The organism is Aeromonas eucrenophila, from assembly GCF_000819865.1.
Taxonomy (GTDB): domain Bacteria; phylum Pseudomonadota; class Gammaproteobacteria; order Enterobacterales; family Aeromonadaceae; genus Aeromonas; species Aeromonas eucrenophila.
The window spans coordinates 163,345-190,313 of sequence record NZ_CDDF01000001.1 but is presented as its reverse complement, the minus strand read 5'-3'; the positions used below and the strand labels follow the sequence as shown (position 1 = coordinate 190,313).

Sequence of the window (26,969 nt, the reverse complement as noted above, 5' to 3'; positions counted from 1 at the left end):
GTTCTTTAGTATTTTTAACTGCATTAGTAATAATGCGCCTTCCCTCCCATTAGGGCGACAGGCCAAGAGGTAGGGGTCAATACCACATCCATAACCCGATCACCTGTCGTAATATTATCCTTAAGGAATTTCAGATCCGTCCCGTTTAGATACTTCACTATTGCAACAGCATCCGGATCTTTCAATTTCTCACTCAACCTGATTTGTTGGGGATCTGCATCCATAGCAACATTAGTATTGGCCTGAATAAGTTCTTCCCAAGAGACACAGGTTAAACCACCTCCAGTACAGGAGTTAGCCAGATTTATACTGTTTTCGTTACTTTTATCAATGTATTTCTCAATAACTCTGCTGCAGTCACCTCCGGACTTTTTGCAGTCAGATAACTCTTTATCAAATTGCCGGGACTCGGTTTCGCTTAGCCAGTTATTCTCCACCACCGTCTTGCCGGTCTGAGCGCCTGCCAGCACATCGGAACCATCAGCGCCGGCCAGTCCTGCGGCCAAAGTCGCCAGGGTCGAGACGGTCTCCTTCTCTCCTTCGGTCAGCTGGCTTGCCTCTTTGTGGTAGAGTTCAGTCGCCAACATGCCGACCAACTCGCCGGTAGCGGCGCCGGTAGCACTGACCATGACGTTCTTGTTCTGGGCTGCGGCCAGGGCTCCCTGCACCAGGGCATGGGCCCTCACCCTGGATGGACCCTCCTGGGTTTGCTGTTTAATCAACTGAGCCAGATAAGGGGCTGCTGCGCCGGCAGCGGCCTGAGTGATATCCCCGCCGGCCAGTCCTTGCAGGGCGGCTGTCGCCGCCTGCATGCCTCGCTGGAAGTCACTGCCTACCCCCCATTTTGCTTGGAGCTCCTTGTATTCCTTGCTCTGGGCATACTTGGGATCCTCCTTGGCCTGCTCGTTCGCATCTCCCAGATATTTGGTCACCACCAACTGGGTGGCCTGCTGCCCGACTTCGCCGATCATCTGGGCCTCCTGCATCCTCTCCAGCTCTTTTTGCTTGTCAAAGATGGGTGAGAGGCCGTTGGCCGCCTGGGTCGGATCCCGGTGCAGAGTCACTAGATCCTGCTGCTGCGCCTCTTCGTTACAGATTTAAATCTAATTAGTACTAAAAAAGACGAGCTACATATTTATTCACTCACAAGATCTTGCCTCTAACTATTACCCAGAAGCGAGTGCCATATGTCTACCTATATCTACCAAAACGATTATATAAGCACATGAAAACGGCCACACCAACACCCCAAAACATACTTAGTTTTAAGTCTGACAAACATTCATCCAGAGAGTAATACATTAATATACCACCATGAGAATAAATATACACATCTATTAATGAAAACACCAATCTTATAAGCAGCATCCCTAAAAACATCAAAGATGAGGCGATTGTTGAATATAGAAGATTGTAAAATATATTTTTCATTCAAGAACCTTATTTGAGTGCATAAAGTCTTCTGTTTCGTGAGTAGCCATTTCTGATAAAACAGCACTACCTGAGCCTGAAATGATTGCAGGAGCATTGCTCTTAGGATATGGATAAATTATTGGTGTATTGGATGACTGCATCCACTTCATATTATTTTTAGCAGGGTTAAAAAATTATCTATGGGTTTCTCCGTCTTGCCTGAACCATATCCAATGGTTGATCCCACAACACTGGCCGCCATTGGGCGCCATGGGCTTTTATCATCTATCACACTAGCAATACCGCTCCCAGCAGCATTTACTGTTGTAGTCCCCAAACACCCCATATTTACAGTGGCGCCACCTGTTGCAATTGACGCTCCAAAAGAAGCCCAGCTAAATTCCTCCCCATAATAAAACTGTGCACCTATATTAGCCGTACCACTGACTCCCATACCAACAAGTCGGTTTCCTATAGTTGCACTAACTACCCATTTGCCAACTGTTGGTGAGACCACTTTACTTAATCCAGGAATACCAAGATTGATCATTGCGACAACAGCTCTTGGTATATTATTCTTCCGTTCAAGTTCATCATACCTATCAATGATTGGAGTTAACTGATTTAAGCTATGTAGAGATAAAGTCTTACAGGATGAGTTACAATCTGCGGATTAAATTAACCGCATCAAGTCATCTTGCTGGGCAATCAATGCATCCTTAGATATATCTGTCTGCAATGCCTTTTCAAGCTGAGCTTTATCAACCTTCTGTGCAGCTGAAAGCAGTCTTTCTCGTTCCTCCGGTGTTGCTGCACTACCATACTTGTCTAACCAATCATTTATTTGTTTATGGGTCAGGTAGTTATAGCGGTGTACCGTCTCCGCCCGATCAGCCCCGGTATCAAACTGGTTTTGATCGCCAGTTACAGCCACTGCAGCCAACCCACCCAATACCTTGTTCAAAGCAACCTGGTGCTCGGTATCAGAGAAAACCTGACTGCTCCAACTGCTGGCGAGTTCCGACATGGCCCCCCCCCTGCTGCCCCCACAGCAAACTTGCCACCGGTGGCACTGACCATGGCGTTCTTATTCTAAGAATGGGCCATCACCCAGGATGGGCAACAACTGAGCCAGACAAAGGGTCGCGACACTGATAGATGTATATACAACTATCTTCTCCAATAAATATCCACTACTAATAGCTACTATTTATTCCTCTCAACTCATCACCAACGACTTGAAAAAGAGAACTCTAACGCCGCCATGATAAAAACTTCGACCTAACTATCGAATATATTAAAAGCAGAAGAAAGACACCACTAAGCGATACTCCATACATTGCACCTTTCTCTGCAAATGAAATTAACAATGACCATGACAGATTCAATTTACGTCCATACACGATGAATGTAAAGAAATTTATAGAAATATAAATAACACCGCCAATAATGGAAAATATAATCGGCGGACATAGAAAAAAAAACACTCCAGAAAAATACCTCACCAGTCAGCCTCTTTTAATTCATCTTCAAAAAACTTGGTTGATAGCTCCGATGAAATGGAACCACCTGCGTTTCCAAAAGAACTCGGAATAATACTTTCCGGTTTGTTCTTTTGTATAGTCAAACCTATGTCAATGAACTCATATTTTATACCGTTTTGGTTCACGTTAAATAAATTTTTTGCCAATGGCTCAACGAATTTACCGGCCCAATATCCAGTACCAGCTCCCAAAGAACTCGCGAAACCACCGACAAGTGGATCTTCTCCTTTCAAATGGCTCGTATAAGCTCCACCTGCAGCATTGACAGCTACAGTTGGCCAGAAGCTCCAACCTGCTGTACCTGCACTTAAGTAAGTAGAAAATACAACCTCGCCCACATCAACTTTACTTAAGTCACCTTTATTATCCCACAGCTCAAACCCAAATTTGGCCCCTCCCCCTATTCCACCCGCAGCTAGCAACTCTGATGGAAGCAGGGGCAAGCCCACTAATCCCAAACCAGCAATCATCATTTTTTTACATTCTGCCGATTCACCGCAAGTCTTGTATTGATTTCTTTTAGCCTCCATTAACTTGGTAAATTGTTCAGGATCGCGCGCTTTCAGCGCGGCTAACGTATGTGCCATCGCATTGTACCGATACACCGTCTCAGCCCTGTCTGCGCCGGTATTGAAGTCGTTTTGATCCCCGGTCACTGCCACTGCGGCCAAGCCGCCCAAGATCTGGCTTAACCCGGCCTGTGCATTCGGGTTCGTAAAGGTCTGGCTGACCCAACCGCTGCTCCACTCCGACATGGCGCCACCTGCAGCCCCTGCCGCAAACTTGCCACCGGTGATCTCAGCAATGGCGCCGCTAGTGATCCCATGGGCAGCGATTTTCCCTGCCTCTGCCAACGGGCTGTTGGCAGCATCAAATTTAATGCCTTGATCCCCTATCCAGTTGGCGGTGGACTTACCCACTTCCCCCTGAATATTGGAGAGTAAACTGGCTTTAAACGCATCGGCAAAGTTGGACCCATTGATGGTGGTGTTGATCCCTGCGGTTACTGCCGAATGACTGGTTACCCGGTTGAAGGTATCCCAGGAGAACAGATCGGATGTGGCAGGCTGGCTGGCTGCATTAGCCTTTTGCGCCCACCCCATCGCATTGTCCAATCCTTGCAACGCCCCTGCACTTGCCACCGAAGTCGCCAATTGTTTGATATTGGCACTGCTGCCCATCTCTTTCAGTACCGCACCCAGGTTGCCACCGTTATTGATCGTGGAAACTGTCGCCTGGCTGACCAAGGTACTAAACGCCGCGTTGGCCATCGCAGCCGAAGCCGTTCCTGCAATTGATGCGGTTGTGACTCCTTGGGCCGCGGCCAATGCTGCAGCACCAGCACCCGCAGTTACAACGGCCAAGGCAATGGCAATGATGGAAGAAACAATAGGACTCAGACTCTGCTGGCTATAGTCCCACTGTTCGTAGGCTTCCTGAACAGCCTCCATCTGTACGCCCGGCATGGTACGTACTTGTTCCACCCAAGCCATACCGGGTTGCGTAGCCAATGTATCCAGCCGCGCCTGCAGGCTCTCCCCTTCACGTTGGCCCACTTGCAACAACACCCCCTGACCCGCGGTGATGTTGATCTCGGCACCGTCCAACTGGTTCTGGCGTTCTGTGGTGCTGTTGCTGCCATTGCCGGACATCTTCACCATCACACCGCTCTTTTTTTCATCCTTGCGGTAGAAATGTTCATCGGTGGCAGTCAACAGTTTGAGCATGCCATCGGTATCCACATTCAAGGCCTCTCCAGCCTTGATGTTGCTGCCTTTGAGGATCATGTCCCCCTGGCTGACGAGACTCACATTACCACCGGCTGTGATGACGGAACCCTGCGCCGTCACCTCTTTCTCTTCTATCTCGATGGATTGGGACTTGAGGAAGCCTTTACTCTTACTCTTTTCAAAGTGATAGACCTCGTTGTCTGCAGTGAGCAGTTGCAACTCGCCACCCGCTTGCAAGGCCGCATTCCCTTGCGCCTCCAGGTTGCTCGCCTGGGCAATCAGATGATTACCGGCGCCGAGCGACAGGTTATTGCCAATGAGTTCAACCTCCTGCTGGGTAGTTGAGCGGTCAATAGTGTGCTTGTTGCCTAGGCGAATATCATCACTGCTCTGATTGGCTTCGCTTGTCAGAAGCAGATCGTTGCCCGCCAGCAGACTGATATCACCTTTCCCCTCAAGGCGGGATGCGCTGATCGCAAGATCCTGACCCGCTTTGACAGAGATAGATCCGCCCGCATTGAGGTTGCTCATCAACTGCTCGACCCGGGCGAAGCGGTTCTGGCCCTCTTCCCACTTGCTTCGATCTTCCAGGCTGCCGATGGTGATATCCCTCCCTGCCGAGAGGGACATGTCGAGGCCCGCGAGGAGATTGCTGGCCGACAGGGAGATATCCTGCCCGGCTTGCAGCAAGAGGTTGCCTGTTGACTCGATACGGGCTATGTCCCCCACGTCGGTGCGGCTGAAGCGGGTCTGATCGGTGAGTTCGCTCGACAGCACGCCGTTGACATCCACATGACGCTGAGCGGTCTGGGTTTCGTTGCGAATCGAACCGTCCAGCGAGGCAATGGCAACATCTCCCCCCTTGATGAGGTTCTGGTTGAGGATGTCTCCCTTGGCTATCAACTCGAGACGCCCACCGGCCTGGATCTGACCCTGGTTGACTAGGGTGCTGCCGCTCTTGAGGGATAGGGTGCCATCGGCCAGCAGGGTACCGCTGTTGTTGATGCCCCCCGCAGTCAGATCGATATTGGCGGCAGTGATGACACTACCGGAGAGGTGGCGTTTGTCGGCTTCGGTCAGGTAGAGCTTGGGTGCGAGCACTATCTTGCCCTGATACCAGACTGGCTCCCACCACACCATGCTGCGGCCGAGTTGGGCCACCTGCTCGGCGCTCAAGGCAACCCCTGGAGAGAGCCCAAGCTCACGCTGGTTCTTGGCCGCGTTGTCGATCAGAGCCTTCATCTGAGCCAGATCAGACCCCATCTCGTTGTTGATGAAGCGCCGACCGGTCTGGGCTAATACTGCATCACGGATAACGCGGGTATCGAAAGCCGCATCCCCGAGCAGCTTGATGTCTTTCTCCGGGGTGAAGTTCACCTGATCGAAGAAGTAATTGGAACCAAGGAACTGGTCGACCTGGGTCAGAACCGGACTGGTTTCAACCACTGGAGCCGTGACCACGGCTGGCACGGGCTGGTTGTGTATCTGCACGGCACCTAGCGTCGTCACCGTCACGCCGCTGACGGGTTGACCCTGCCAGCCATTTTGCAGACTTTGTTGCCATTGGCCGGCGACTTGTCCCCCTCCTCCGCTGACTTGTGGCCCACTACCGGCATGGGTGAATCCATCCTGCAGACTTTGCTCCCATTGACCGGCTGACCCCGAATGTCCACCCGAAATGTGCGGTCCCTGTCCACTGGGATTGAAGCCCTGTTGCAAGCTCTGTTGCCATTGTCCTGAGACACCGGTCGCGCCAGACCCGACCTGAGGATCCTGTATATTGGAGTCAAAGCCTGGTTGCAAACTCTGCTGCCATTGCTGAGAGACGGTGGCATGGCCATTGTTGACTGGCTTGACGCCATTCAAACCTTGGAAGTCGGGGGATGTAGCTTCGCCAATCACACGCCCAGGCAACGACCAGTTCGCGTTCTGACCATTAGCCTGGGTGATACCGCCATTGCCAGAAATGCTATCGAAGGAGAGTTGCCCCGTACCCTGCAACTGCTGCTGGAGAGCGGCATCGATACGATCCATCATGCCGTTGTCGGCTTGCCCCAGGTTGGCCAGCAGAGTATTGACCTCGATGAGATAAGGACTGTCACCGCTGTCATTGATGGTAAAGAGACCCTTGTCTCCCGAGGGCAACTGGAAGTCCGGCATCGGTACCCCGTTATCGGGGCCGACCGGCTTGAGCACCTGTGAAAGATATTGGGCATCACCCTGCACTCCAGGGGCCGCACCTGCGCCCTGAGCTTGAGGCAATGACATACCGGGACGTTGGGTGGTACTGCTGACCGGACCAGCATTGGCTTTGATAGTGACGTTATCTACCATACCTGCAATGGCGCCGGTTAAATTTCCTCCGGCGGAGATGAGCGCATTAAACGTCCGGCCACTGTTTACAGCTGTTTTTTCATTGGAATACATCGAGTATTCCATTGTAACAGGCCCACTTACCTGCCCCCCGACAATATTATAATACTGAAAATCAGTTGCTGGCTTATATACTATTGTCTCTGTTATCTCCCCTTCGACTACAGAGTTATTGATAACACTACCGGCCTCAACATGTAAACTACCACCAGATGAAATCATAGAACTATGATTATTTATTCGTGCTGCTGATAAATAAACATTTCCACTTGAAGTCAAAATACCTTGCCCAGAGTATTCACCGACAGATACTTTTGCTCCTGTGTAAGTTTTTGTTATTGGCTGAGGGAATCTGATTGTTGTATACAGTACGTTGGAGTGATTGGCATCATACTGATAACTGACATCTGCTTTCACTAGTATGGAATTTGGTATAGCGCCCGTACCACCGACTTCGCTAAATGCAAACACTGCCCTTTTATTGATTATATCGGCAGCAGAGATGTTTAAATTACCCATGCCTGCATCAATGACCCCAGATGCATTGAATAAGGATCCATTATTTACTCGTAAAATCGCTCCCCGTTCAGCTAGAATAGTGCCATATTCATTAGTCAGATTACTGTTTGCCGTTAGATTCTGAGTTCCGCCGCTATAGAGAGTCCCTCGGTTATAAAGGGAGTCACCTTGCCACCCAATATCCCCATTGCTGGCCATCAGTCCGGTATTGCGTAGCTCACCCTGGGTATTCAGGGTCAAACCCTGGCCGGACTGGACGCTGCCATTGTTCTCCAATCGCTGGGCGCTAAGCTGCATCACGCCGTTGCTTACCAGAGCCCCACTATTGGTTAGCTGACCGGTGACGCCTGCATTGAAACGTTGACCAGCTCCCCACTGTCCCTGATGTTGCCAGTTGCCTTGTACCTGCAAGTCCAGTATGCCCTTGGCGCTCAGAGAACCCTGACTACTCAAGGATGAACCAGCCTTGAGGGAGAGATCTCCACCGGACAGCCATTCACCTATGCCGGTCACCTGGCCTGCTTCCAGCGTGGCCTTCTGCCCCGCCAGGATCTTGCCGGGGGCATAGATCTCACCACTTTTCAGGGTCAGCTGCTGTCCGAACAGGGTGCCGGTATTGACCAGACGTGCCAATGGCAATGCCTCCAGCCAGTTGGCGCTGACGAGACCCGAATTGCTTAACTGATTTCCCTTGAGGAGCAAACTCTTGCCGGATGAAAGCTCGCCGGCATTATTCAGCGTGGTAGCAGAGATATCGCCCTGGTTCTGTGCTCGCAGCACGGCGCCCTGCTGATTGTCGAGGGACTGCGTCTCAAGGCGCACAGAGCCCCCCTGCACACGCCCACGGTTCTGAACCCCGGCATTGATGATGGCCAGATTATTGGCGAGTAACGCTCCCCGGTTATCGAGTTGAGCGTTTGTGATGGTGAATCCATCCCCTTGCAAGGTTCCCCGGTTATCCAGTCGGGCGCCACTCAGGCTCCCTTGACCGGCAACCAGCATGATGCCGTCGTTTTGCAGCTCACCGCGGCTCTGCAGACTGCCAGCCTCAATGCGGCCTTGCTGATCGATGCGGGCTGCCCCCAGAGTCAGTTCGCCGCCGCTGAGCAGGTTACCCAACTGAGTTAACTGGGAGGCGGTGGCGAGATTGACATTGCCCTTAGAGGCCAGCGTTCCCTTGAGAGTCAGTGAAGGCGCAGAGAGAAGGATGCCTCCATCTGCCTGTACCGTACCCGTAAGTACCGAGTTTTCGGTGAGTGTGGCATTCAAGGTGCCCTTGACGTGGGTCTTGCCACTTTGCTGCCAGCTGCCGCTGCGCAGTCCGAGATCGGTCCCTGCCAGCAGATCACCTTGCTGCTCAAAGCGGCTGCCCTTGATCTGCATCGCTCGCTCAGACTGCCAGAGCCCCTGCTGAGTCAGCAGCTTGCCTTCGACCGACAAGTTACCGCCCGATACCAGCTGACTGCCACTCTTGCTGCCCAGATCGCCGCGGCTCAGCAGTGTCAGATCGCCGCCGCTTATCAATGAACCGTTTAACGTGACTGTATCCGCCTGGATATCGGTCACGCCGAGGATACGCCATGGCCCCTGCTGTTGCAGTTGGCCGGTGCGCAGCGTCAGAGTGCCGCTGCTACCTAGAGTACCCGCCCCTTGCCAGCTCGCACTGTTCAGAACGAGATTGCCGCCTTGCAACTGCCCGCCATGCTGAACCGCCCCCCTGGCATTAACCACCAGGTTACCTTGGCTTTTGAGGCTGCCTCCTGTCGTCAGGTTATTCGTATCCAGAGCGACAGCCCCCCCCTGCAAGGCGCCATCCAGCGTCAAGGTCTCGCCTTCTAGCCGCAGTACTCCATCCGTGACAGTCGTGCCACTGTGGTTGAAGCGTTGTCCCTGCCAGCTCAGATCATCAGCGGCGGAGAGTATGCCAGCGCTGCTGACATCCACACTATTGAGTGCCAACCGGCCGTTACTGGCCGTGGTACTGCCGCTCTCAAGAATTATCTCGTCGGCAGTCAGGGACATATCCTGATTGGCCAACAACTTGCCGCGGCTATTGAGGTGCTCCACCGTCAGGGTCATGGCGCTGCCAGATTGCAGCGAACCGCTGTTGTCCAACGCCCCCAGCGTCAGGCTCTGCGCCAGGCCACTAATCCAGTGCCCGCTATTGAGCAAACGAGTTGCCGTCAGCGTGATGCCTTGATCGGATTGCCAATGACCACGGTTGATCATTTCGCCAGTTTTAAAGGCCTGCGCTCCCTTGCTGACCAGTGCTCCGCCGTTGTTGATATGACCGGCCTCCAGCGCAAGAGTCTCGCTCGAGATCTTGCCTTCATTACGCAGGGTATTTGCCACCTGTAATGCCAGGCTCCCCCCGCTGGCCAGCACACCCTGCTGGGTCAAGGCTTTAGCCAGGATTTTCTGCTGTAGGCCAGCCACTATGCTGCCCTGCAACGTCATCTGGTCGGCTTTTAGTTGCTGCTTTTCCCTGGCCAGCAGGCTGCTTGTCTTGCCTGTAGTTAGAGTACTGGCTTCCAGTATCTGGCTATCCCCCTTGAGGGTCCCCTCCAGGGAGATCTGAGTGCCACTGAGTGCAGCCTCACGGGCGACGGTTGTCCCTCCCATGGTCAGATGCTGACCACCCCATTGCAGGCGATCGGCCACGACATTGCCTGCCAGCGTTGCCTGGCCCGCAGTCAGTGTGAGTTGGTTTTTGGCCTGGGTGAGACCACCCAGGGTCAAGGAGTCGGCTCCCAGCGTCAGCTCACCATTGCTTAGCATATCCCCTTGGGAGTCCAGGGTTGCGGCGTTCAAATTGATGAGATCCTTGCCAACCAGCACCCCATTGTTCTCGAGGCGATCCGTGGCCACCATGGTCAACCGATGAACCCCCACATCACCGCTGTTGATGAGGTGTTGCCCCGACAGGGTCGCCCCTTTGGCGATCAAGGCACCCAGGTTATGCCATTGTTTCCCCTCCCAACCAAATTCCTCCTGGCTCTCCATCCGCCCGCGGTTTGTCAATTGGTCGAATGCCAGCCCCATGCTGGCCGCACGCAAGGCGCCGCTGTTGTTGAATTGAGAGCCCTCCATCTGCAGCGCACCATCACCGACCCACTGGCCGTGCTGATGCACATCATCAACCTTGATGGACTGATCGCCAGCCCCGAGCCAGGAGCCTTCTTGCAACAAGCTCTTGCCGACCAGGGTGAGTGGCCCACCGGCCACCAAAGTCGCCCCCTGCTGGTTATGTACTTCTCCGACGGTAAAGTTCGCTGCTTGTTCGCTCGCCAAACGCCCCTTGTTGACCAGGGAGTCGGCCAACAGCTGCCATTGGCTAGCTTGCCAGTCCCCATCGAGCGTCAGTTGCTTGCCCGTGCTGTGCAGCAGGCCACCAACACGCCAATTACCAGACAACTGCTGCTCATCCCCCTTCAAGGTCAAAGAGCCACCGATATCTGCATTCCCTCCCAGAGTCAGCAGGCTAGCGCCAAGCTGGACAGTCCCCTGACTGGTGAGACGCCCGGTCAGCATGGCGCTCTCCGCCGAAATATCGATCCCCTGTTTTCCTTGCAGCAATCCACTGTTTTGCAGCTCTTTGCTGATCAGAGAGAGTTGGTTACCCGCGAGGCTCCCCTGATTGGTCAAGCGTTCTTGGGCCTCGATACTGTGTTTGCCACCGGCAATGAGGGTTCCATCGTTATCGAGGGTGCGAGTGGTCAGCGTCAGATCCTTGCCCGCCTGTAACCACCCTTTATTGGTCAACTCATCGCTCTGCCAGGTAAATCCATCTGCGATGAGGTGCTGGCCACTGCTCAGCCCCTCACGACTTTGCAACGCCGCCGTCCTGGCTTGTGTCGAGCCGCCCAGTTGCAGCTTGTCGGCATCAATACTGAGGCCCTGGGCAGTGTTGAGCGTGCCGAGCTGGACATAGTTGCCAACGGCGATGCCCACATTCCCTTTAGCCGCCAAGGTACCCGCCAACGTCACGGCATCTCCGGCCAATGACAGCTTGCCACCGGCCTGCAACACGCCTTTGTCTTGCTGGGTCAGCCGTGTTCCACGCCAGACCAGCGCACCGTCAGTTGCCAGCGAACCCTGTTGATCCCACTGCTCCGCTGTGATGTCCGCCTGCTTGGCCAGCACTTTGCCGGTGCTGCGCAGAGTTTCCACCTTCACGTTAAGATCTGCGCCAACCTCCAGTTCACCGCCGAGGTTAGCCTCTTTCGCCCCCAGCTGCAGCGTGCCACCGACTTGCTGTGTGCCAGACAGGCTTAACAGGATGACACCCAGGGTCAGATCCGTGCCGATGCGGGACTCCCCGCCGAGTTGCAGGACATCCCCCTGCAAGTGAGCGCCCTGAGTGGTCTCCAGGGCCCCATTCAGGGTTAACCGAGAGCCTGTCAAGGCCATATCACGGGCAAACAGGGCCCCTTGGCTGCTTAGCTCAGAAAAATCAAGCGCCATACGCCCCTGCGCCAGCGCAGCGCCTTTGTGGTTCAGGGTATCTCCTGACAGGGTCAGATCGGCACCCGCCTGCATCCAGCCATTACCTTCCAGCCGTGTGCTTTGCCATACCAGATTGTCCGATGCCAGCAGTCGACCATGCTGATGACCACGCTCGCTGGTCAGTTGAACAGATAGCCCCTGAACCTGCCCCGTCAATGACAAATCATCAGCCTTGATGGTCATGGCCTGGCCGCTGACCAAGGCGCCATTCTGACTGACCTCTTTACCCTTAATATTCAGTCCATTGCCAGCACCTATGGTGCCACCCAGCGTCAGCAGCTCACCTGCGAGCGTTACCCCTTGGTTGGCAATCAGCTCACTATTTTGACCCGTGGTCAGATACTGGCCCAGCCACTGCAGCCCTTCCCGGCTGTACAGCTTGCCGTCACTCTTGGCCTGAGTGACCGCCAATACCAGCGACTGGGCCTTGAGCACCCCATCAAACTGCCCTTCCTCGGCCGTGACCTGAGCTTTGCCCCCCACCAGGGTCTGACCACTCAGTTGCAACAGCCGGCTGCCTAGTTGCAGCTCACCGTCAGTCAACTGCTGGCCCGTCAGCACCAACTCATCCCCGTCAAGGGCAAGCCGTGATACCCCCAGCAGCGTACCGGTACTACTGAGTTGATGGGCATCCACGGCCACATCCTGGCTGGCGATACGCCCCCGGTTGGTCAGTTTGTTGGCAGTTATCGCCAGGGTCTCACCGCCAGCCAGGGAGCCCTGATTGCTCAGGGAATCGCCCTTGAGTACCAGCTGTTTATCACCCTGTAGGCTGCCGCTGTTGTCCAGCTCACTGCCTTGCCAGCTCAGGGTCTCACCGGCCTGCACTTCTCCCTGGTTGTGGAGCTTGCCTGCCATCAGCCGGACTTCTTCTCCCCGCACCTTGCCGCCGACGGTCAAGACCTTGGCATTCACCGCAAGCTGCTGCGCAGCCACCTCCCCCCCTAAGGCTGTTCGCCCAGCCTGCAGAGTGTTCTTGGTACCCGATTCACTTTTGCCCTGTGAGCCTTGCTCCCACTGATCGCCAGCCCGGACTTCCAGCGAGCCCGCCGAACTCAGCGAGCCATCGTTACGACCGCTGTCACTCAGCGCCACCACCAACGTCTGCCCACTCTTGAGGAGACCTTTATTCTCAAGGCGCTGGCCCTGAACATTCAGTGCCTGTCCTGCCTGGGTCTTCCCATGGTGGCGCACGTTTTTGCCAACGAGGCTGACGGTGTCCCCCTGCAGATCCCCCGCCTGAACGAGCTCTTCTGCCTGCAGTGCAACCCGCTTGGCTGCCATTGTGGTGCGCGCGTTGATATCCCGGGCGTTGGCGTCGATAGCATCGGCTTGCACCTTGCCACCCACGAGGCTCAACCCCTCATCGGCTTTGAGTGCCAGGGCACCACCGCTGGTGAGGCTACTCTGACCAAGCTGCAGCGACTTGCCCGCAAGACGAGTGTCTTGAGCGACCTGAATATCGGCATTATGTGCGCTCAGCGTCCCCGCAGCACCTATATGTGCCTGGCCACCAACCTGCACCTTGCCGGTCAGGGCCACATCATCACGTCCATCAACCCGCAATGCGCCTGTGGAAGATAAGTCTCGCAACCGGATCTTGCCGCTGGCATCCAGGGTCAGATCCCCTTGATTTGCCACCGCATTGGCCAGATTGACCCCGACCCCCTGCTCGGTTGAGACAAGACGGATCTTTCCTGCATACATTCCACCAAGAGCTGCGGTATCGATGGCGACTTCCGGTGCCGGACCTTCCCCAGCCTGGGCCCGGATCTCCCCGGTCTGGCGGTTGACCTGATTGGCCCCGGCTATCACGTTGACCTCTTTACCATGCAAGGCGCCATTGAGCCGTACCGCTCGCGCGACCAGATCAACGGAAGCCTGACGGCTGGCATCCAGCCCCTTGCCTCCCACGGTCAGGGTGCCCCGCTTGACATCCAGCATCTGCAGTTGTCCGCTGGCGTCCAGCACGGGTTTACCAGTAGACAGCGTCACTGTCGGAGTATTGATGAAGCCGCAGCCATCGCAGGTCAGGCCATTAGGGTTGGCCACCACCACGCCGGCCTGCTGGCCAGCCACTTCCAGGTAGCCTTGCAGTTGGGAAGGATTGACCCCGACGACCTCGTTGATGATGGCGCTTGCAGCCTGCCCGCCCAGATGCGGGTTGTTCTGGATGAGCCCCCCTAGCTGGGTCTGGGTCAGCTGCCCGGTGGCGTTGTTGAGGATGGTCCCTGTCTGGCCGACGTTAAAATCGGTGTAGAGGTTGTGGGAAATTCCAGCGCCATTAGGGGTTGCTATATCCACTATGGGCACCCCGTTCCCCGCCTGATTGAGGGTGGTATTGCCCGTCGCCACGGCGATACCTTCGGCAAAGGCCGGGTGAGCAGGCTGCAGGGCCATCATCAGGCATATTTGGTACACCACAGCGCGGCACACCAGGGAAAGTTGGGGTTGACAGGCAGTCTTGGAGGTCATCGGATCATTCCTTAAAACGTGACGCTGGCGCGGTAATACAGTACCCAGGGGTCGGGATTGAGCCAGTCGGGCGCACTGACAGGCAGCCCGATGCTGATATTGGCGGTGGCATGGCGGTAGCGCTGCTCCCAGCCAACGGCAGCCCCCACCAAATTGCGCCAAGTATCTTGCTGGTTACCCAGATCGACCCGACCCATGTCGAGAGCCAGCCAGGTACGCCACTGACCAAGCCAGGCCGGGGATTGCCCCTGCCAGCTCACTTCGTTACGCAGATAACCCCCGCTGTCACCGCTGATGCTCTGCTCCTTGAAGCCGCGCACCGACGCCTCTCCCCCCAGGGAGAGGCGCTCGACGCTGTAGAGCACATCCGGTGACCACTGCAACGCGCCCGTCGACAACCAGCCCAACTGCTCGCCCGCCGTGCTGTAGCTGCCAAACAGCCCCCATTTCTCAAACTGTGCCTGTGGCAACAAGGAAGAGTTGCCATGGTCACTGTCGGCACCGAACCAGTCGGTGCCGAGTGTCAGGGCAGGATTCAGAGTGAAGAAGTGGCGATCGAATCGCGTCGCCAGATTGAGTCCAAGACGTAAGGATGAAAGCTCATAACTGCTGCTCTCGAGCAACTGCTCCATGATGAGGTTGCGGCTCTGGCGGTGAGTGACGCCAGCCACTGCCGACACCTTGCTTTCCCCATCCCGAAAGAGAGTTCGTGTGAGGTTGCCGGTGGCCGTGCGCGTGTCGCCGCGGCTCTCGAACAGGAAACCGCGCGATTGCACGTCGCTGCGGTACTCACTGTATTGGTAGCCCGCATCCAATAACCAATAGCCGTAAGGGAGGCTGAGGCCCGCCTGCCAACTGGCCGCATTGTGGGCGACACGACCATCGGTGCTGCTCGATGCTCCCAACGTCCATTGCTCGGCTAGTGACAACAAATTATCGGCACTCAGCGACAGTCGTCCCTGCTCTTCTCCGGTGCTCTGCTGGCCGCTATTGTCAAACTCGAGACTACCCTGCAGGGACAATGCTCGTGCCCCCTTGAGATTGACGATGGAGAGTCCCGCCTGATGGCCAGGCTGGATATCGAGTTGATAAGAGAGCGAACGCAACCGAGATAGTTGATCCACCCCCTGCTCCAGATCGCGCAGATTGAGGATCTCCCCCACCAGACCGGGGAACAGGGTTTGGGTCATGGGATCGGCCTTACCCTCAACCACTATGGCCTCGACACGTCCCTCTAACACCCCCAACGTCAGGATGCCGCCAGCCAGATCCTGCTCCGGCAGGAAAGCCCGACTGGTGATATAGCCCTTTGCCAGATACCACTGGCTGACAGCACGGATCAGGTCATTGATCTGGGATAACCCCATGCAGGTATTCAAGTAGGCGGTGGTGAGATTGGCCTGAGCCCTGGCGTCCAGCACAGAGCTCCCCTCCAGGCGGATCTCGGTCACCGTAAAGCAGGGACCACTCGCCTCGCCCTCACTCAGTGTTGTTGGGACAGATAAAGGAAGCTGGCGCGCCACCTCATCACGTTGCCGGGCTGCGTCCTCGAGCAAAGCGCGCTGGCGTTGCTCGACATCATTTTGATCCAGCGGAGACGACAAAGGCCCAGCGGCGTTGACGCCCTGAGCGAATAGCAAGAACAACGCAACTGCGCCCGTGCAAATGCGTGAGATACAACAACCCATCGTGATGAATCTTTTATTGTTTTGTAGTGCCACCTTGGCGCGTACCAGAAACTCGATTTGGTTTCTTTATGAACACGCAAAGACCTGAACGGGGCAGATTATACAGAAGACTTCATTGGGTACGACACCTCTTGTCACATCAATGTGATATCGATCTCGTCAAACAGTAAGGAATACGTTTGTCCTACTCAAAACAGTAATGAACAGTCCCTGCTTCGCTCGCTCAACCTCTAATCGGAAGCACTATTCATCGATAGTAAACGCCAGAGGATCACGACAGGTACCTCGCTAATGCCATCAGCCACACCCTGAGGGATGAGGCTCATTTCATCATGATGTGAAGCCGATCCCCATCGTTTTGCCCGAACGCGCCGCGTTCTCAACTTATTCATCTTGAATAGTTATCAATTAGATCCGTTTCATTGATTTCTCTCAATTTTATGGTACCTCTTGCAGGGTAAGGTGTGAGGTCTGGTGGTCAGAGGAGCCCCTCCAGGTTGAGGTGACCGAGACACCAACGAGCCCAGTGGAAGCTGGCATAAACATGATCGTAAAGGGAATACTTTCAAATGGTTGAGACATTGCTGAACAACATCAATCGCCTGCTGCACCACGAAGACATGGGCAAGCTGTTGCTACGATTGGCCGTCGGGGGATTGATGCTGTTTCACGGCCTGCACAAGCTGATCGACGGGGTGGACGGCATCAGCGCCATGCTGATGGCCAAGGGCCTGCCCGGCTTCATCGCCTATGGGGTGCTGATCGGCGAGGTCGTGGCGCCGCTGTTGATCATCCTGGGCGTCTTGACCCGACCGGCGGCGCTGGTGCTGGCGTTCACCATGGTGGTGGCCTGGTTGATGGTGGGCACGGCCAAGACCTGGCAGCTGGATGCCGTCGGGGCCTGGGCCATCGAGAGCCTGGCCTACTTCTTTATCGGGGCCTTGGCGGTGGCGCTGCTCGGGGCCGGACGCTTCTCCCTTGCCGGCAACTCAAGCTGGCGATAGGCGCATTGAGCGGGATATATATCTACTTAACCTGAAATAAACACGTACTTTGAACTGAAAGTCATAGCGTAGATAGACATATCGCCACCTTGTCGCTTGCTATACCAGTGCACCATAAGGGTGTGGCTATGCCCCTCCCCGCTATACCCGATATGAAAAAGCCCTGCCAGATTGGCAGGGCTTTTTGTATCAATCGCATCGGCGTGGAGGGTTACCTCACCCGCTTAAGGCTTATTGATTGTGGCTGGCGCGGCGGGGACGACGGGCCTGGGCCGGTTTGCCGGCGCCATCGGCCGGACGCTGACCGCCCTGGGGCTTGCCACCGTTACCGCTGCGGGAGGCGCCATTGCCGCCCCCGTTGTTGCCGGAGCGACCTGCGCCCTGACGCTGACCTTGCGGGCGCGGCGGAGTGCGGCGCTGCTCGCTCGGATCGCGCGGCTCTTTGCGCAGCGGCGCGCCGATGCCACGGGCGATGTTGTCCAGGGTCTCGCGGGAGGCTTCGAAGCCGGCCACCTGCTCGCAGGGGATGTTCTGCTTGGTCAGACGCTCGATGGCCTTGATCAGCTTGCCTTCATCGGCGGCGACCAGGGAGATGGCGTGACCGGCGGCGCCGGCACGACCGGTACGGCCGATGCGGTGCACATAGTCTTCCGCCACGTTGGGCAGCTCGAAGTTGACCACTTGCGGCAACTTGTCGATGTCCAGACCGCGGGCGGCGATGTCGGTCGCAACCAGCACCTTGACGCTACCTTCCTTGAAACCGGCAAGGGCGCGGGTACGGGCACCCTGGCTCTTGTTGCCGTGGATGGCGGCGGCGCTGACGCCGTTCTTGTCGAGGGTCTCGGCAACACGGTTGGCCATGTGCTTGGTGCGGGTGAACACCAGTACCTGCTGCCAGTCGTTGCTGGTGACCAGATGGCTCAGCAGGGCAATCTTGTTGGCCTTGTCGCAAGGGTGCACCAGCTGCTCGATACGCTCGGCGGTGCTGTTGCGCGGGGCCACTTCGATCACCGCCGGGTTGTTGAGCAGGCCGGTGGCCAGCTCGCGAATTTCATCGGCAAAGGTGGCGGAGAACAGCAGGTTCTGACGCTGTTTCGGCATCAGGGCCAGGATCTTGCGGATGTCACGGATGAAGCCCATGTCGAGCATGCGGTCCGCTTCGTCCAGCACCAAGATTTCCACTTCATCAAAACGCACGGCGTTCTGGTTGTAGAGATCCATCAGGCGACCGGGACAAGCCACCAGCACGTCCAGACCACGGCGGGTCGCCATCATCTGCGGGTTGATGCTGACGCCACCGAAGACCACGTGGCTGCGCATCGGCAGATGTTTGCCGTAGTTGCGCACGCTCTCGCCCACCTGGGCGGCCAGCTCACGCGTCGGGGTCAGCACCAGGGCGCGAATGCGGTTCGGAGAAACCTTGCGCTTGCTCTCCATCAGACGTTGCAGCATCGGCAGGGTAAAGCCTGCGGTCTTGCCGGTCCCGGTTTGGGCCGCCGCCATCAGGTCGCGGCCAGCCAGTACGGCGGGGATCGCTTGCAGCTGAATGGGAGACGGGGTGTCGTAGCCTTGCTCGGCAACGGCACGCAACAAGGGTTCGGCCAGACCGAGGGAAGAAAAACTCATAGTTACCTGCTAGGGATAGTGGCGCCGGGGATTTGTGGTGGGGCTCCTCTGCTGAGCCGATGCCATCTCACAGGATCCGGGCCTATTGAGAAAACAACGATTTCCCCGGGGAGCAGAGCAAAGGGGAAAGAATAGAGGCGCAGTCTATCGGAGTTGGCCCTGTTACACGAGAAAAATGTGACCCTCCTCCCAGCACGGCGGGAAAAAATCCTGGCGGCCTCGGCGACGCGTAGAAATGGCCCCCGTTCAGGCGGCCGCTGATGCCAAACCGGTGCTAGATGGGTATATTCTCCTGTCATCAGGGCGCAAGGAGGCTCACAGGCATGACAAGACGCGAACCGGGTTCCATCAGGCGCAGGCTGCAAGGCGGCTGCCTGCTGCTGATGCTGGGCCTGAGCCAGCCATCACAGGCCGCCCCGGCGGATCTCTCGGTGGCCTGGAACCCTTGGCCCCCCTTCAGCCAGCTCGATGAGCAAAACCAGCTGACCGGCCTGGATGTCACCCTGACGCGCCAGATCCTGAAGGAGGCGGGGCTGGGCTTTCATTTTCGCAGCCTGCCCTGGGCCCGGGCCCTGCACCTCATCGAGCGGCAGCAGCTGGATGTCGCCATGGGGGCGCTCGATACCCCGGAGCGGCGCCAGTTCGCCCGCTTCTCAGCCCCCTACCGGCGCGCCAGCTTCGTGCTGCTGAGCCAGCAACCGGTGGCGGGGGCACCCGATCGCTGGCAAGGGATCGAGAGCCTCGCCGACATCTGCCAGCGAAGCGAGCTGCGCCTTGGCAAGCTGCGCGGCACCCGCCCGACCCCGCTCACCGAGGCCTGCCCCGCCCTCAAGCAGGCCACCGAATACAATTCGGATGACAAGCTGATCTCGCTATTGCTGGCGCGCCGTCTCGATGGCGTCATCATGGAGTGGCAACATGCCCAGTATCGGCTGGCGCAGCTGGGGGCGGACAAGCAGACCCGGTGCCAGCTGCTGATGCACCAGCAACCGGTCAGCCTGATGTTTGCCAGCAAGACCCTGAGCGATGCCGAGCTCCAGCGGGTCAACGAGGCCATCGCGGCCCTGCCCGCCCCAGAGCCGGCGTTCGCGCCGCCGCGCTGTCGGTTCGACAACACCCGCTTCCCCCATGCCAAGGCGCCTGCGGGCGCCTGAGCGCCGGCCAGACATTTCCCATGACAAAAAAGGCGGCCAAATGGCCGCCTTTTGATTGCATCGATGATCAGCCGGTTGCCCGGCGCGCCGATCAGCGCAGCTGAGGCGTATGGGTCAACACGCCCATGTTCTGGGCGCGGTGGCGCAGCAGGTGATCCATCAGCACCAGGGCCAGCATGGCCTCGGCGATGGGCACGGCGCGGATGCCGACACAGGGATCGTGGCGACCCTTGGTGATCATCTCGGTGGCCTCACCGCTGGTATTGATGGTCTTGCCCGGCACAGTGATGCTGGAGGTCGGCTTGAGCGCCATGCTCACCACTATGTCCTGCCCGGAGGAGATGCCGCCGAGGATGCCACCCGCATGGTTGCTGGCAAAGCCGGTCGGGGTCATCTCGTCGCGATGCTCGGAACCCTTTTGCTCCACCACCCCAAAACCGTCGCCGATCTCGACGCCCTTGACCGCATTGATGCCCATCATAGCGTGGGCGATGTCGGCGTCGAGGCGGTCGAACACAGGCTCACCCAGACCCACAGGCACGTTGCGCGCGATGACCTGCACCTTGGCGCCTATGCTGTTGCCCTCTTTCTTGAGCGCCCGCATGTATTCGTCGAGAGCCTCCAGCTTGCCCGCATCCGGGAAGAAGAAAGGGTTTTGCTCGATCTGCGCGGCGTCAAACGCCTCGGCCTTGATGGGACCGAGCTGGGAGAGGAAACCGACGATCTCGATGCCGTGCATCTGCTTGAGATACTTCTTGGCGATGGCCCCCGCCGCGACCCGCATGGCGGTTTCCCGCGCCGAGGAGCGGCCGCCGCCACGGTAGTCACGCTGACCGTATTTCTGGTGGTAGGTGTAATCGGCGTGGCCCGGGCGGAACAGGTCCTTGATGTCGGAGTAATCCTTGGAGCGCTGATCCTGGTTTTCGATCATCAGGCCGATGGAGGTGCCGGTGGTGCGGCCCTCGAACACCCCGGCCAAGATCTTCACCTCGTCCGCCTCGCGGCGCTGGGTGGTGTAGCGGGAGGTGCCGGGCTTGCGACGGTCCAGATCGATTTGCAGATCCGCCTCGCTTATCTCCAGCCCGGGCGGGCAGCCGTCGACCACGGCGCCGAGGGCCAAGCCGTGGCTCTCGCCGAAGGTGGTGACCCGAAAGAGTTGGCCAAAACTGTTCCCTGCCATGGGTGCTCCTTGCTCTTAGCTCTTGTAGATCGCGAAATGGGGCTGGTACTGCTCGAGTTCGGCCTTGGTCATCACGAACACGCCGTGGCCACCGTTCTCGAACTCGACCCAGGTAAAGGGCACTTCGGGGAACTGGGCTTCCAGGTGGATCATGCTGTTGCCTACCTCGACCACCAGCACGCCGTCCTCTTTCAGGAAATCGGCGGCGTTGGCCAGCAGGCGCTTGGTGAGCTTGAGGCCATCGGAGCCGGAAGCCAGCGCGAGCTCGGGCTCGTGACGGAACTCGTCCGGCAGATCCGACATGTCCTCGGAGTCCACGTAAGGCGGGTTGGAGACGATGAGATCGTACTGGTCACCGGCCGGCAGGTCGCGCATCAGGTCGGAGCGGATGGGGATCACCTGCTGCTCGAGGCCGTGATCGCTGATGTTGCGCTCGGCCACGTTCAGGGCATCGACGCTGATGTCGATGGCATCCACTTCCGCGTGGGGGAATTCATGGGCCATGATGATGGCGATGCAACCGGAGCCGGTGCACAAGTCCATGATCCGGGTCGGCTCGTGCTTCAAGAACGGCTCGAAGCGGTTGGCCACCATCTCGGCGATGGGAGAGCGCGGAATGAGCACCCGCTCGTCCACGTAGAACTCCCAACCGGCGTACCAGGCCTTGTTGGTCAGGTAGGCGGCAGGCACCCGCTCCTGCACCCGGCGGATGATGAGCTCGGCGATGCGGTGACGCTCACTGGTGGTCAGACGGGAGTGGCGCATGCCCGGATCCACGTCAGGGGGCAGATGTAACGCGGGCAGCACCAGTTGCACGGCCTCATCCCAGGCGTTGTCGGTGCCATGTCCGTAGAAGATCCCGGCGTCGTTGAAACGACTCATGGCCCAGCGCAACATGTCCTGGATGGTGTGCATCTCGGCAACCACCTCATCGATAAATATCTTGTCCAAATCCACCTCCAAGTCGAGTAATATCCGGCCCGAGCATTCTTATATAGCGAGCAAGACGAGTACCTGATGAAAAAAACGCCCTCACCCACAGACGAGGAAAGCCTGCTGTTTCGCGATGCGGCCAAAGGTACCCGGAAAATAAAGCAAGATACCATAAGGGCCGAGTTGCGCCCGGTCAAGCAGAAACGCGAACTGCGCGAGAGCCGCGAAAAGCTTGGGGTAGACCACTTTTTCAGCGATGAGTATCAGCCTCATCTGGAGGAGGATGGCCCGACCCGTTACGTGCGCGAAGACGTGTCAAAATTCGAGCTTAAAAAGCTCAAGCGCGGCATCTATCCGCCGGAGATCTATCTGGACTTGCACGGCATGACCCAGCAGCAGGCCAAACAAGAATTGGCCGCCTTGCTCAGCCTGTGCCAGAAAGAGAACATCCACATTGCCTCTGTGATGCACGGCATCGGCAAACACATCCTCAAGCAGCGGATCCCGAGCTGGCTGGCCCAGCACCCCAATGTCCGCGCCTTCCACCAGGCCCCCCGCGAGTGGGGCGGCGACAGCGCCATCCTGGTGCTGCTGGATATCGAAGAGTAAGCCGACGGCAGAATACGACAGCCTCAGATCAAAAAAGCGCGCCCTTGGGCGCGCTTTTCATCTATTCCCTTGGACTTTGCCGAGGTGTGGCTCTGCATAGCTCTGTTGCCAGCTGATCCGGCAAGAAGAGCCTGCCAACTCGACCAACACATCGTATTGGGCCTTTATGGGGCTCCTTCTCGGGCGTCGATGTGTTAGTCAAACAGGGCTAATCCTGTCCATCGGGACGACTGAATCGTATCGGAGACGGAACAGAAGCAAGATTGACCACCAGCCTGCCGCCGTTATGCAGTTGCCACTCGAAGAAATCGGCAAACCCCGCGCAGGTGAGGGCCCGGATCACCTTGGCCACCACCCCGTGAGCCACCAGCAATACCCGCTCCCCCTCATGCTCATGCTCATGCACCAAGTCGGTCAATCCTTGGGACACCCTGGCTACCACGGCGTCCAGGGATTCTCCACCGGGGGGCGCCTCGGCCCAGCGCCGGGTGATGTTGCGTGCCCACAGCTCGGGGTAGCGCTCCCGCGCCTCTCCTTGTGTCAGCCCCTCAAACAGCCCCACCTGCCGTTCACGAAAGGCCGGGATGAGCTGAATAGGCAGCGCCAAGGTGCAGGAAATTTGCTCGGCACTCTGCCTCGCCCGCAACAAGTGAGAGGACAGCAGCCGCGTAAACGGTGCCTCCCTCGCGAGCCCCTGCGCCAGCTCAGATACCTGTTCCCGTCCCTTGTCGTTAAGGCCAATGTCCAGCGCGCCGAGATAGCGGTTCTCGGCATTGGCCTGGGTCTCCCCATGGCGGATCACCACCAGTTCCATCCGTTCTCCTCGTTTATCGACGGTGCAGGCCGCGCTAACCCTGCGCCAAGAAGTGGGCTACCAGGGCGTTGGCATGGCCGTGGCCCATGCCGTGCTCCTCTTTTAGCCAGGCCACCAGCGCCATATGTTTCTTCTCTTCTTGGTTTGCCAAGAGACTCAGCCAGTGGGCGATGGGCTCGCCGTATTTCTGCTCGATGGAGGGGAAATAAGAGGCGGGCCCCTTCACCTTGGGTTGTTCATCCATGACGCTCTCCTTGGGTCGCTGCGCCCGCGCTTTGCGATGCGGGCATAATTCGATGCTTTTAGGGCTTGGGGGCGAACTGCTCGAACACCTGCTGGCCGGTCAGGGTCGGGGTATCGTTTTTGAGCTCATAAAAATCGGGCTTCTCGTCGATAAAGATCTGGCTGGCAAGCTCGAATGCCTGATCCTGGAACAGGCCGGCGGGCAGTATGTACTCATCGCTCGGCAGCAGGTGATAGAAGAGGTGGGTGCCGCAGGTCGGGCAGAAGCCGCGCTCCGCCCAGTCGGACGAGCGATAGGCCGCCGGTGTGATCCCGGTGAAGCGCACATCCTTGCCACCGTGCACCGCAAACATGGGACCGCCGGACCAGCGCCGGCACATGGCGCAGTGGCACAGGTTGACCTCTTTATGCTCGCCGGTTAAAACGCTGATACCGCCACACAGACAATGACCTTCCATGATGCCTCCTTGAACCTTGGGGAACTGTGCGAGCTGAGCCACCCTCTACTCGCGGTCGCCACAGAGGATTAGCACGCAAAGCACAGGCCGACAACTGACCATCTTGTGGTCAATTCCTCCTGCAGCGCCTTGTAACAGGCCGTATTGCTCGAGATTGAGCCATCTCTATCAATCCGGTGAATGAGATTTCATCTGGCATGCACAGTACGAATAATGCTCAGCGCATCTCCTGCAAGGCGATGCGATTGCCCTCGGAGTCCTGAAACTCGGCCACCCGGATCTGCTCGCTCACTTGGGTCACCGGGTAGAGCTCCCCTGCCCCCGCCTCGAGCGCCCGGGCCATCACCCGCTCGATCTCGGCCACCCGCAGATAGATGCGAGTGCCGTCCAGGCTCGGCACATAGCTCTCTCCCATGGCCAGGGCCCCGGAGCAGCCGGGCGCCTCTTCATCGAGGGGAAACAGCGCCATCTCGTTGCCGTCGATGCTGACCCGCTCCAGAGTCAACTCGAACACCCGCTCGTAGAAGGCGGTGGCCCGCCCGAGATCCCGCACCGGAATTTCAAAATGGATGGCGATATTCATGACAACTTCCTTTTGTGTATTGCCGCCAGGCACACCGCCAAGAGGCCCACGCGGGTGATGGACGATTATGCGGCCCACCGATCTGCCTTTTACAGCCCCTGCTTGGGTGCCTCCAGCGGTACTCTCAGGGCACTGGTTTTTAACCGGACATAGCTCATCAGCAGCAAGATGGGGGTCGCCTTGATGCCAAACGCCAGGCTCAACAGGTTATCGTGTTCTCGTGACACCACCATAAAGAAGCCGACCATCAGCACTCCATTAATGATCGGATGATGGCGCACCTCATACATCTCCAGCCGGGAGTCACACCCTTTACAGTGAAATTTAAGCCTGGGGCTGATAAGGAACGCCTTGAGCGGAAATAGTCGTTGTTGGCAAACGGGGCAGATACGCAGGGGAGAGAAGAACATATTGAGCACGGGCTGGATAAGATAGCGGTCATCAATAAAGCAACCCTGGTAATAAATCAACTCCCCATATTGTCTTTACCCCCGTCAATAAAGGGAGGCGGCTCGCCTCCCCCATTATCGGCTGCTCTTCTTATGCCAGGCTGACCTATCATGCCGCCCGGCATCCATATTATTTATCAGGAGGCCGGAGCCCAGGGACCACCCTTGACGGGATCGTCCCCTTGCGTCCACCACTTGGCCTGATAAATAACGCCCTTGTGGCTGACTTTATTGCCGGCCGTATAAACCTTGCTGCTTACCCAAGCGGAAATATCCCCAACCGGTGGATTGGTGGGATCAACCGGTGCCGGATCCAGTTTCGCGACAATTCGGACCTTGGGCCAGCTGGCATGAGAGCCATAGGTGTTGGTCACGCACTTCTCATAATCCCCCGGCACCAGCGCCGAATAGGCGGTCTGAAAACCCACCAGCTCGCATTCGAAGGAATAACCACCGGGTCTGTCGGCGTAATATTTCCAGTTGCCATCCCAGTTGGTATAAAGCACGTCGGTGGCGCCGTTCAAATTCAGGCTGCCATAGGGGGTCTGTTGCCAGCAGGTATTTTTCTCATCCGCCTGGATGGGGATCTGGTAATGGGCCGCCAACCCTTCCCAATAACGGATGCGGTTGACCGGCTGGCCCTTGTCCTTATTCTGCTCGCCGCACTCGATACCGCCGTTGATGACGTTGATGGTGGTGCCAAAGCCGTAGCCGATACCGGCGGCAATCTCGCGCTGGGAGGGTACCCAGGTGCGGTCAATCACGTGCAACATGGCGGGCTTGGGGGCCTGTGGGGTCAGGAAGAACCAGATGGCCGAGGCCAGATTCAGCCAGGAGTCGGCGACCCGACCGGGATCGTTCAGCAATACCGAGGCATCCCCCGCGAACATGGCCTCGGAGAAGGCGCCGTAGTTGAAGTGATAGGAGAGCTGTTTCGCCCCGCGGCCAAAATAACCCTGGCCGGTGGCGCAAGGCCATTTCTTGTTTTGCCAGTCATTCTGGCCACAGCCAGTGGTATATCCGGTCTGCCCTTCCGACCAGCCCATCTCGCGCACGTGCACCAGCGCCTGCTGCCACTCTTCCAGTCCCAGGGGATTATCCGAGCTGTTATTTTTACTGATATGGCCGCCGGTTTCCTGGGCAAAGTGCGCAAAGGCCGTCACGATGGATTTCTTGCAGATGGCGTCTGAGTCACGGCCATCGGTATATTCACCACAAAATGCCGGGAATTTCCCTACCGCCCGCAAGAAACGCTCGTAGGTATATTCTGGCGCCGCCATCTGGGTGAGAAAGTCCCAATCCGACTCGGTAAATACCCGCTCGACCCGTTTGACGTTATCCGGATTGCTGGCCAGCCTCGGCACTATGGCATCCACTATGGTATTGGGGCGAGTGGCCAATGCCTTTGACCAGACCGCATACATGGGATTGGCGGTCTTGGCTTTTTCAACGGCGCTGATATCGGAGGCGGCAATCACATAACCACCGCTATTTTGTGGGTCTGGCTGGATATTCATGGCGGCATAAGCTGGAGATGCGCAAAGTGCCGCAACCAGCCAGGCACAGGGCTTGGGTTGGAACATGGGTAGCAATCCTTGTCTCGTTATAATGTTCAGGCCGAGCATAGGCGCTTTAATTACTAAATTCACGACGAGAATTAAGAATATG

Annotated in this window: 17 protein-coding genes; 3 read left to right on the top strand and 14 right to left on the bottom strand. The window is 57.2% G+C overall.

All coding sequences use genetic code 11. From position 1 onward, the window contains the following. Positions 1 to 23: 23 nt before the first annotated feature. The 5 genes from BN1124_RS00720 to BN1124_RS00705 form a co-directional block, all read right to left on the bottom strand. Positions 24 to 971, bottom strand: a complete 948-nt coding sequence (locus BN1124_RS00720; RefSeq protein ID WP_197066149.1) for a VENN motif pre-toxin domain-containing protein — start codon at positions 969 to 971, stop codon at positions 24 to 26. A 608-nt stretch (positions 972 to 1,579) separates the two neighbouring features. Further along, positions 1,580 to 1,963, bottom strand: coding sequence for a hypothetical protein (locus tag BN1124_RS21080; RefSeq protein WP_156127963.1), 384 nt, complete (start codon positions 1,961 to 1,963; stop codon positions 1,580 to 1,582). A gap of 123 nt (positions 1,964 to 2,086) precedes the next feature. Then, positions 2,087 to 2,440, bottom strand: coding sequence for a hypothetical protein (locus BN1124_RS00715; RefSeq protein WP_042638166.1), 354 nt, complete (start codon positions 2,438 to 2,440; stop codon positions 2,087 to 2,089). A 474-nt stretch (positions 2,441 to 2,914) separates the two neighbouring features. Next, entirely contained in the window at positions 2,915 to 14,560 is an 11,646-nt protein-coding gene (locus tag BN1124_RS00710; RefSeq protein ID WP_042638165.1) for a two-partner secretion domain-containing protein, read from the bottom strand. An 11-nt stretch (positions 14,561 to 14,571) separates the two neighbouring features. Next, positions 14,572 to 16,011, bottom strand: a complete 1,440-nt coding sequence (locus tag BN1124_RS00705; protein ID WP_197066148.1) for a ShlB/FhaC/HecB family hemolysin secretion/activation protein — start codon at positions 16,009 to 16,011, stop codon at positions 14,572 to 14,574. Positions 16,012 to 16,817: 806 nt separating this feature from the next. On the opposite strand from BN1124_RS00705, the gene BN1124_RS00700 reads away from it, so the two are divergent. Further along, positions 16,818 to 17,252, top strand: coding sequence for a DoxX family protein (locus tag BN1124_RS00700; protein WP_042638164.1), 435 nt, complete (start codon positions 16,818 to 16,820; stop codon positions 17,250 to 17,252). 231 nt (positions 17,253 to 17,483) lie between these two features. On the opposite strand, the gene BN1124_RS00695 is transcribed toward BN1124_RS00700, so the two are convergent. Beyond that, entirely contained in the window at positions 17,484 to 18,878 is a 1,395-nt protein-coding gene (locus BN1124_RS00695) for a DEAD/DEAH box helicase (RefSeq protein ID WP_042638163.1), read from the bottom strand. Positions 18,879 to 19,201: 323 nt separating this feature from the next. Between BN1124_RS00695 and BN1124_RS00690 the strand changes: the two genes are divergently transcribed. Beyond that, entirely contained in the window at positions 19,202 to 20,032 is an 831-nt protein-coding gene (locus BN1124_RS00690; RefSeq protein ID WP_042638162.1) for a substrate-binding periplasmic protein, read from the top strand. 91 nt (positions 20,033 to 20,123) lie between these two features. On the opposite strand, the gene aroC is transcribed toward BN1124_RS00690, so the two are convergent. Beyond that, entirely contained in the window at positions 20,124 to 21,212 is a 1,089-nt protein-coding gene (aroC, locus tag BN1124_RS00685; protein ID WP_042638161.1) for a chorismate synthase, read from the bottom strand. Between the two features lie 15 nt (positions 21,213 to 21,227). After that, complete coding sequence (gene prmB / locus BN1124_RS00680) at positions 21,228 to 22,163, bottom strand: 50S ribosomal protein L3 N(5)-glutamine methyltransferase (RefSeq protein WP_042638935.1); 936 nt, start codon at positions 22,161 to 22,163, stop codon at positions 21,228 to 21,230. A 66-nt stretch (positions 22,164 to 22,229) separates the two neighbouring features. Between prmB and smrB the strand changes: the two genes are divergently transcribed. After that, complete coding sequence (gene smrB / locus BN1124_RS00675) at positions 22,230 to 22,754, top strand: endonuclease SmrB (RefSeq protein ID WP_042638160.1); 525 nt, start codon at positions 22,230 to 22,232, stop codon at positions 22,752 to 22,754. A gap of 208 nt (positions 22,755 to 22,962) precedes the next feature. Here the strand turns inward: smrB and BN1124_RS00670 are convergent, their stop codons facing one another. The 6 genes from BN1124_RS00670 to BN1124_RS00645 form a co-directional block, all read right to left on the bottom strand. After that, the gene (locus tag BN1124_RS00670; RefSeq protein WP_042638159.1) at positions 22,963 to 23,568 is read right to left on the bottom strand and encodes a histidine phosphatase family protein; all 606 of its coding nucleotides are present in this window, start codon (positions 23,566 to 23,568) and stop codon (positions 22,963 to 22,965) included. 34 nt (positions 23,569 to 23,602) lie between these two features. Beyond that, positions 23,603 to 23,812, bottom strand: a complete 210-nt coding sequence (locus BN1124_RS00665) for a DUF4287 domain-containing protein (protein ID WP_042638158.1) — start codon at positions 23,810 to 23,812, stop codon at positions 23,603 to 23,605. Positions 23,813 to 23,870: 58 nt separating this feature from the next. Next, the gene (locus tag BN1124_RS00660) at positions 23,871 to 24,269 is read right to left on the bottom strand and encodes a GFA family protein (protein WP_042638157.1); all 399 of its coding nucleotides are present in this window, start codon (positions 24,267 to 24,269) and stop codon (positions 23,871 to 23,873) included. A gap of 217 nt (positions 24,270 to 24,486) precedes the next feature. Then, entirely contained in the window at positions 24,487 to 24,852 is a 366-nt protein-coding gene (locus tag BN1124_RS00655; protein ID WP_042638156.1) for a VOC family protein, read from the bottom strand. 89 nt (positions 24,853 to 24,941) lie between these two features. Beyond that, a complete protein-coding gene (locus BN1124_RS00650; protein ID WP_156127962.1) occupies positions 24,942 to 25,100 on the bottom strand; it encodes a hypothetical protein in 159 nt (52 codons plus the stop codon). A 338-nt stretch (positions 25,101 to 25,438) separates the two neighbouring features. Beyond that, positions 25,439 to 26,884, bottom strand: a complete 1,446-nt coding sequence (locus BN1124_RS00645) for a chitinase (RefSeq protein ID WP_082041386.1) — start codon at positions 26,882 to 26,884, stop codon at positions 25,439 to 25,441. Positions 26,885 to 26,969 lie beyond the last annotated feature (85 nt).

What these genes read in the sequence shown, in the direction of transcription:
- BN1124_RS00645 (WP_082041386.1), bottom strand. Translation starts at nt 26,884, where the DNA reads ATGTTCCAACCCAAGCCCTGTGCCTGGCTGGTTGCGGCACTTTGCGCA.
- BN1124_RS00650 (WP_156127962.1), bottom strand. Translation starts at nt 25,100, where the DNA reads ATGGTCGGCTTCTTTATGGTGGTGTCACGAGAACACGATAACCTGTTG.
- BN1124_RS00660 (WP_042638157.1), bottom strand. Translation starts at nt 24,269, where the DNA reads ATGGAAGGTCATTGTCTGTGTGGCGGTATCAGCGTTTTAACCGGCGAG.
- BN1124_RS21080 (WP_156127963.1), bottom strand. Translation starts at nt 1,963, where the DNA reads ATGATCAATCTTGGTATTCCTGGATTAAGTAAAGTGGTCTCACCAACA.
- BN1124_RS00665 (WP_042638158.1), bottom strand. Translation starts at nt 23,812, where the DNA reads ATGGATGAACAACCCAAGGTGAAGGGGCCCGCCTCTTATTTCCCCTCC.
- BN1124_RS00700 (WP_042638164.1), top strand. Translation starts at nt 16,818, where the DNA reads ATGGTTGAGACATTGCTGAACAACATCAATCGCCTGCTGCACCACGAA.
- BN1124_RS00690 (WP_042638162.1), top strand. Translation starts at nt 19,202, where the DNA reads ATGACAAGACGCGAACCGGGTTCCATCAGGCGCAGGCTGCAAGGCGGC.
- BN1124_RS00655 (WP_042638156.1), bottom strand. Translation starts at nt 24,852, where the DNA reads ATGAATATCGCCATCCATTTTGAAATTCCGGTGCGGGATCTCGGGCGG.
- aroC (WP_042638161.1), bottom strand. Translation starts at nt 21,212, where the DNA reads ATGGCAGGGAACAGTTTTGGCCAACTCTTTCGGGTCACCACCTTCGGC.
- BN1124_RS00720 (WP_197066149.1), bottom strand. Translation starts at nt 971, where the DNA reads ATGATCGGCGAAGTCGGGCAGCAGGCCACCCAGTTGGTGGTGACCAAA.
- BN1124_RS00715 (WP_042638166.1), bottom strand. Translation starts at nt 2,440, where the DNA reads ATGTCGGAACTCGCCAGCAGTTGGAGCAGTCAGGTTTTCTCTGATACC.
- smrB (WP_042638160.1), top strand. Translation starts at nt 22,230, where the DNA reads ATGAAAAAAACGCCCTCACCCACAGACGAGGAAAGCCTGCTGTTTCGC.
- BN1124_RS00710 (WP_042638165.1), bottom strand. Translation starts at nt 14,560, where the DNA reads ATGACCTCCAAGACTGCCTGTCAACCCCAACTTTCCCTGGTGTGCCGC.
- BN1124_RS00695 (WP_042638163.1), bottom strand. Translation starts at nt 18,878, where the DNA reads ATGAGTTTTTCTTCCCTCGGTCTGGCCGAACCCTTGTTGCGTGCCGTT.
- BN1124_RS00670 (WP_042638159.1), bottom strand. Translation starts at nt 23,568, where the DNA reads ATGGAACTGGTGGTGATCCGCCATGGGGAGACCCAGGCCAATGCCGAG.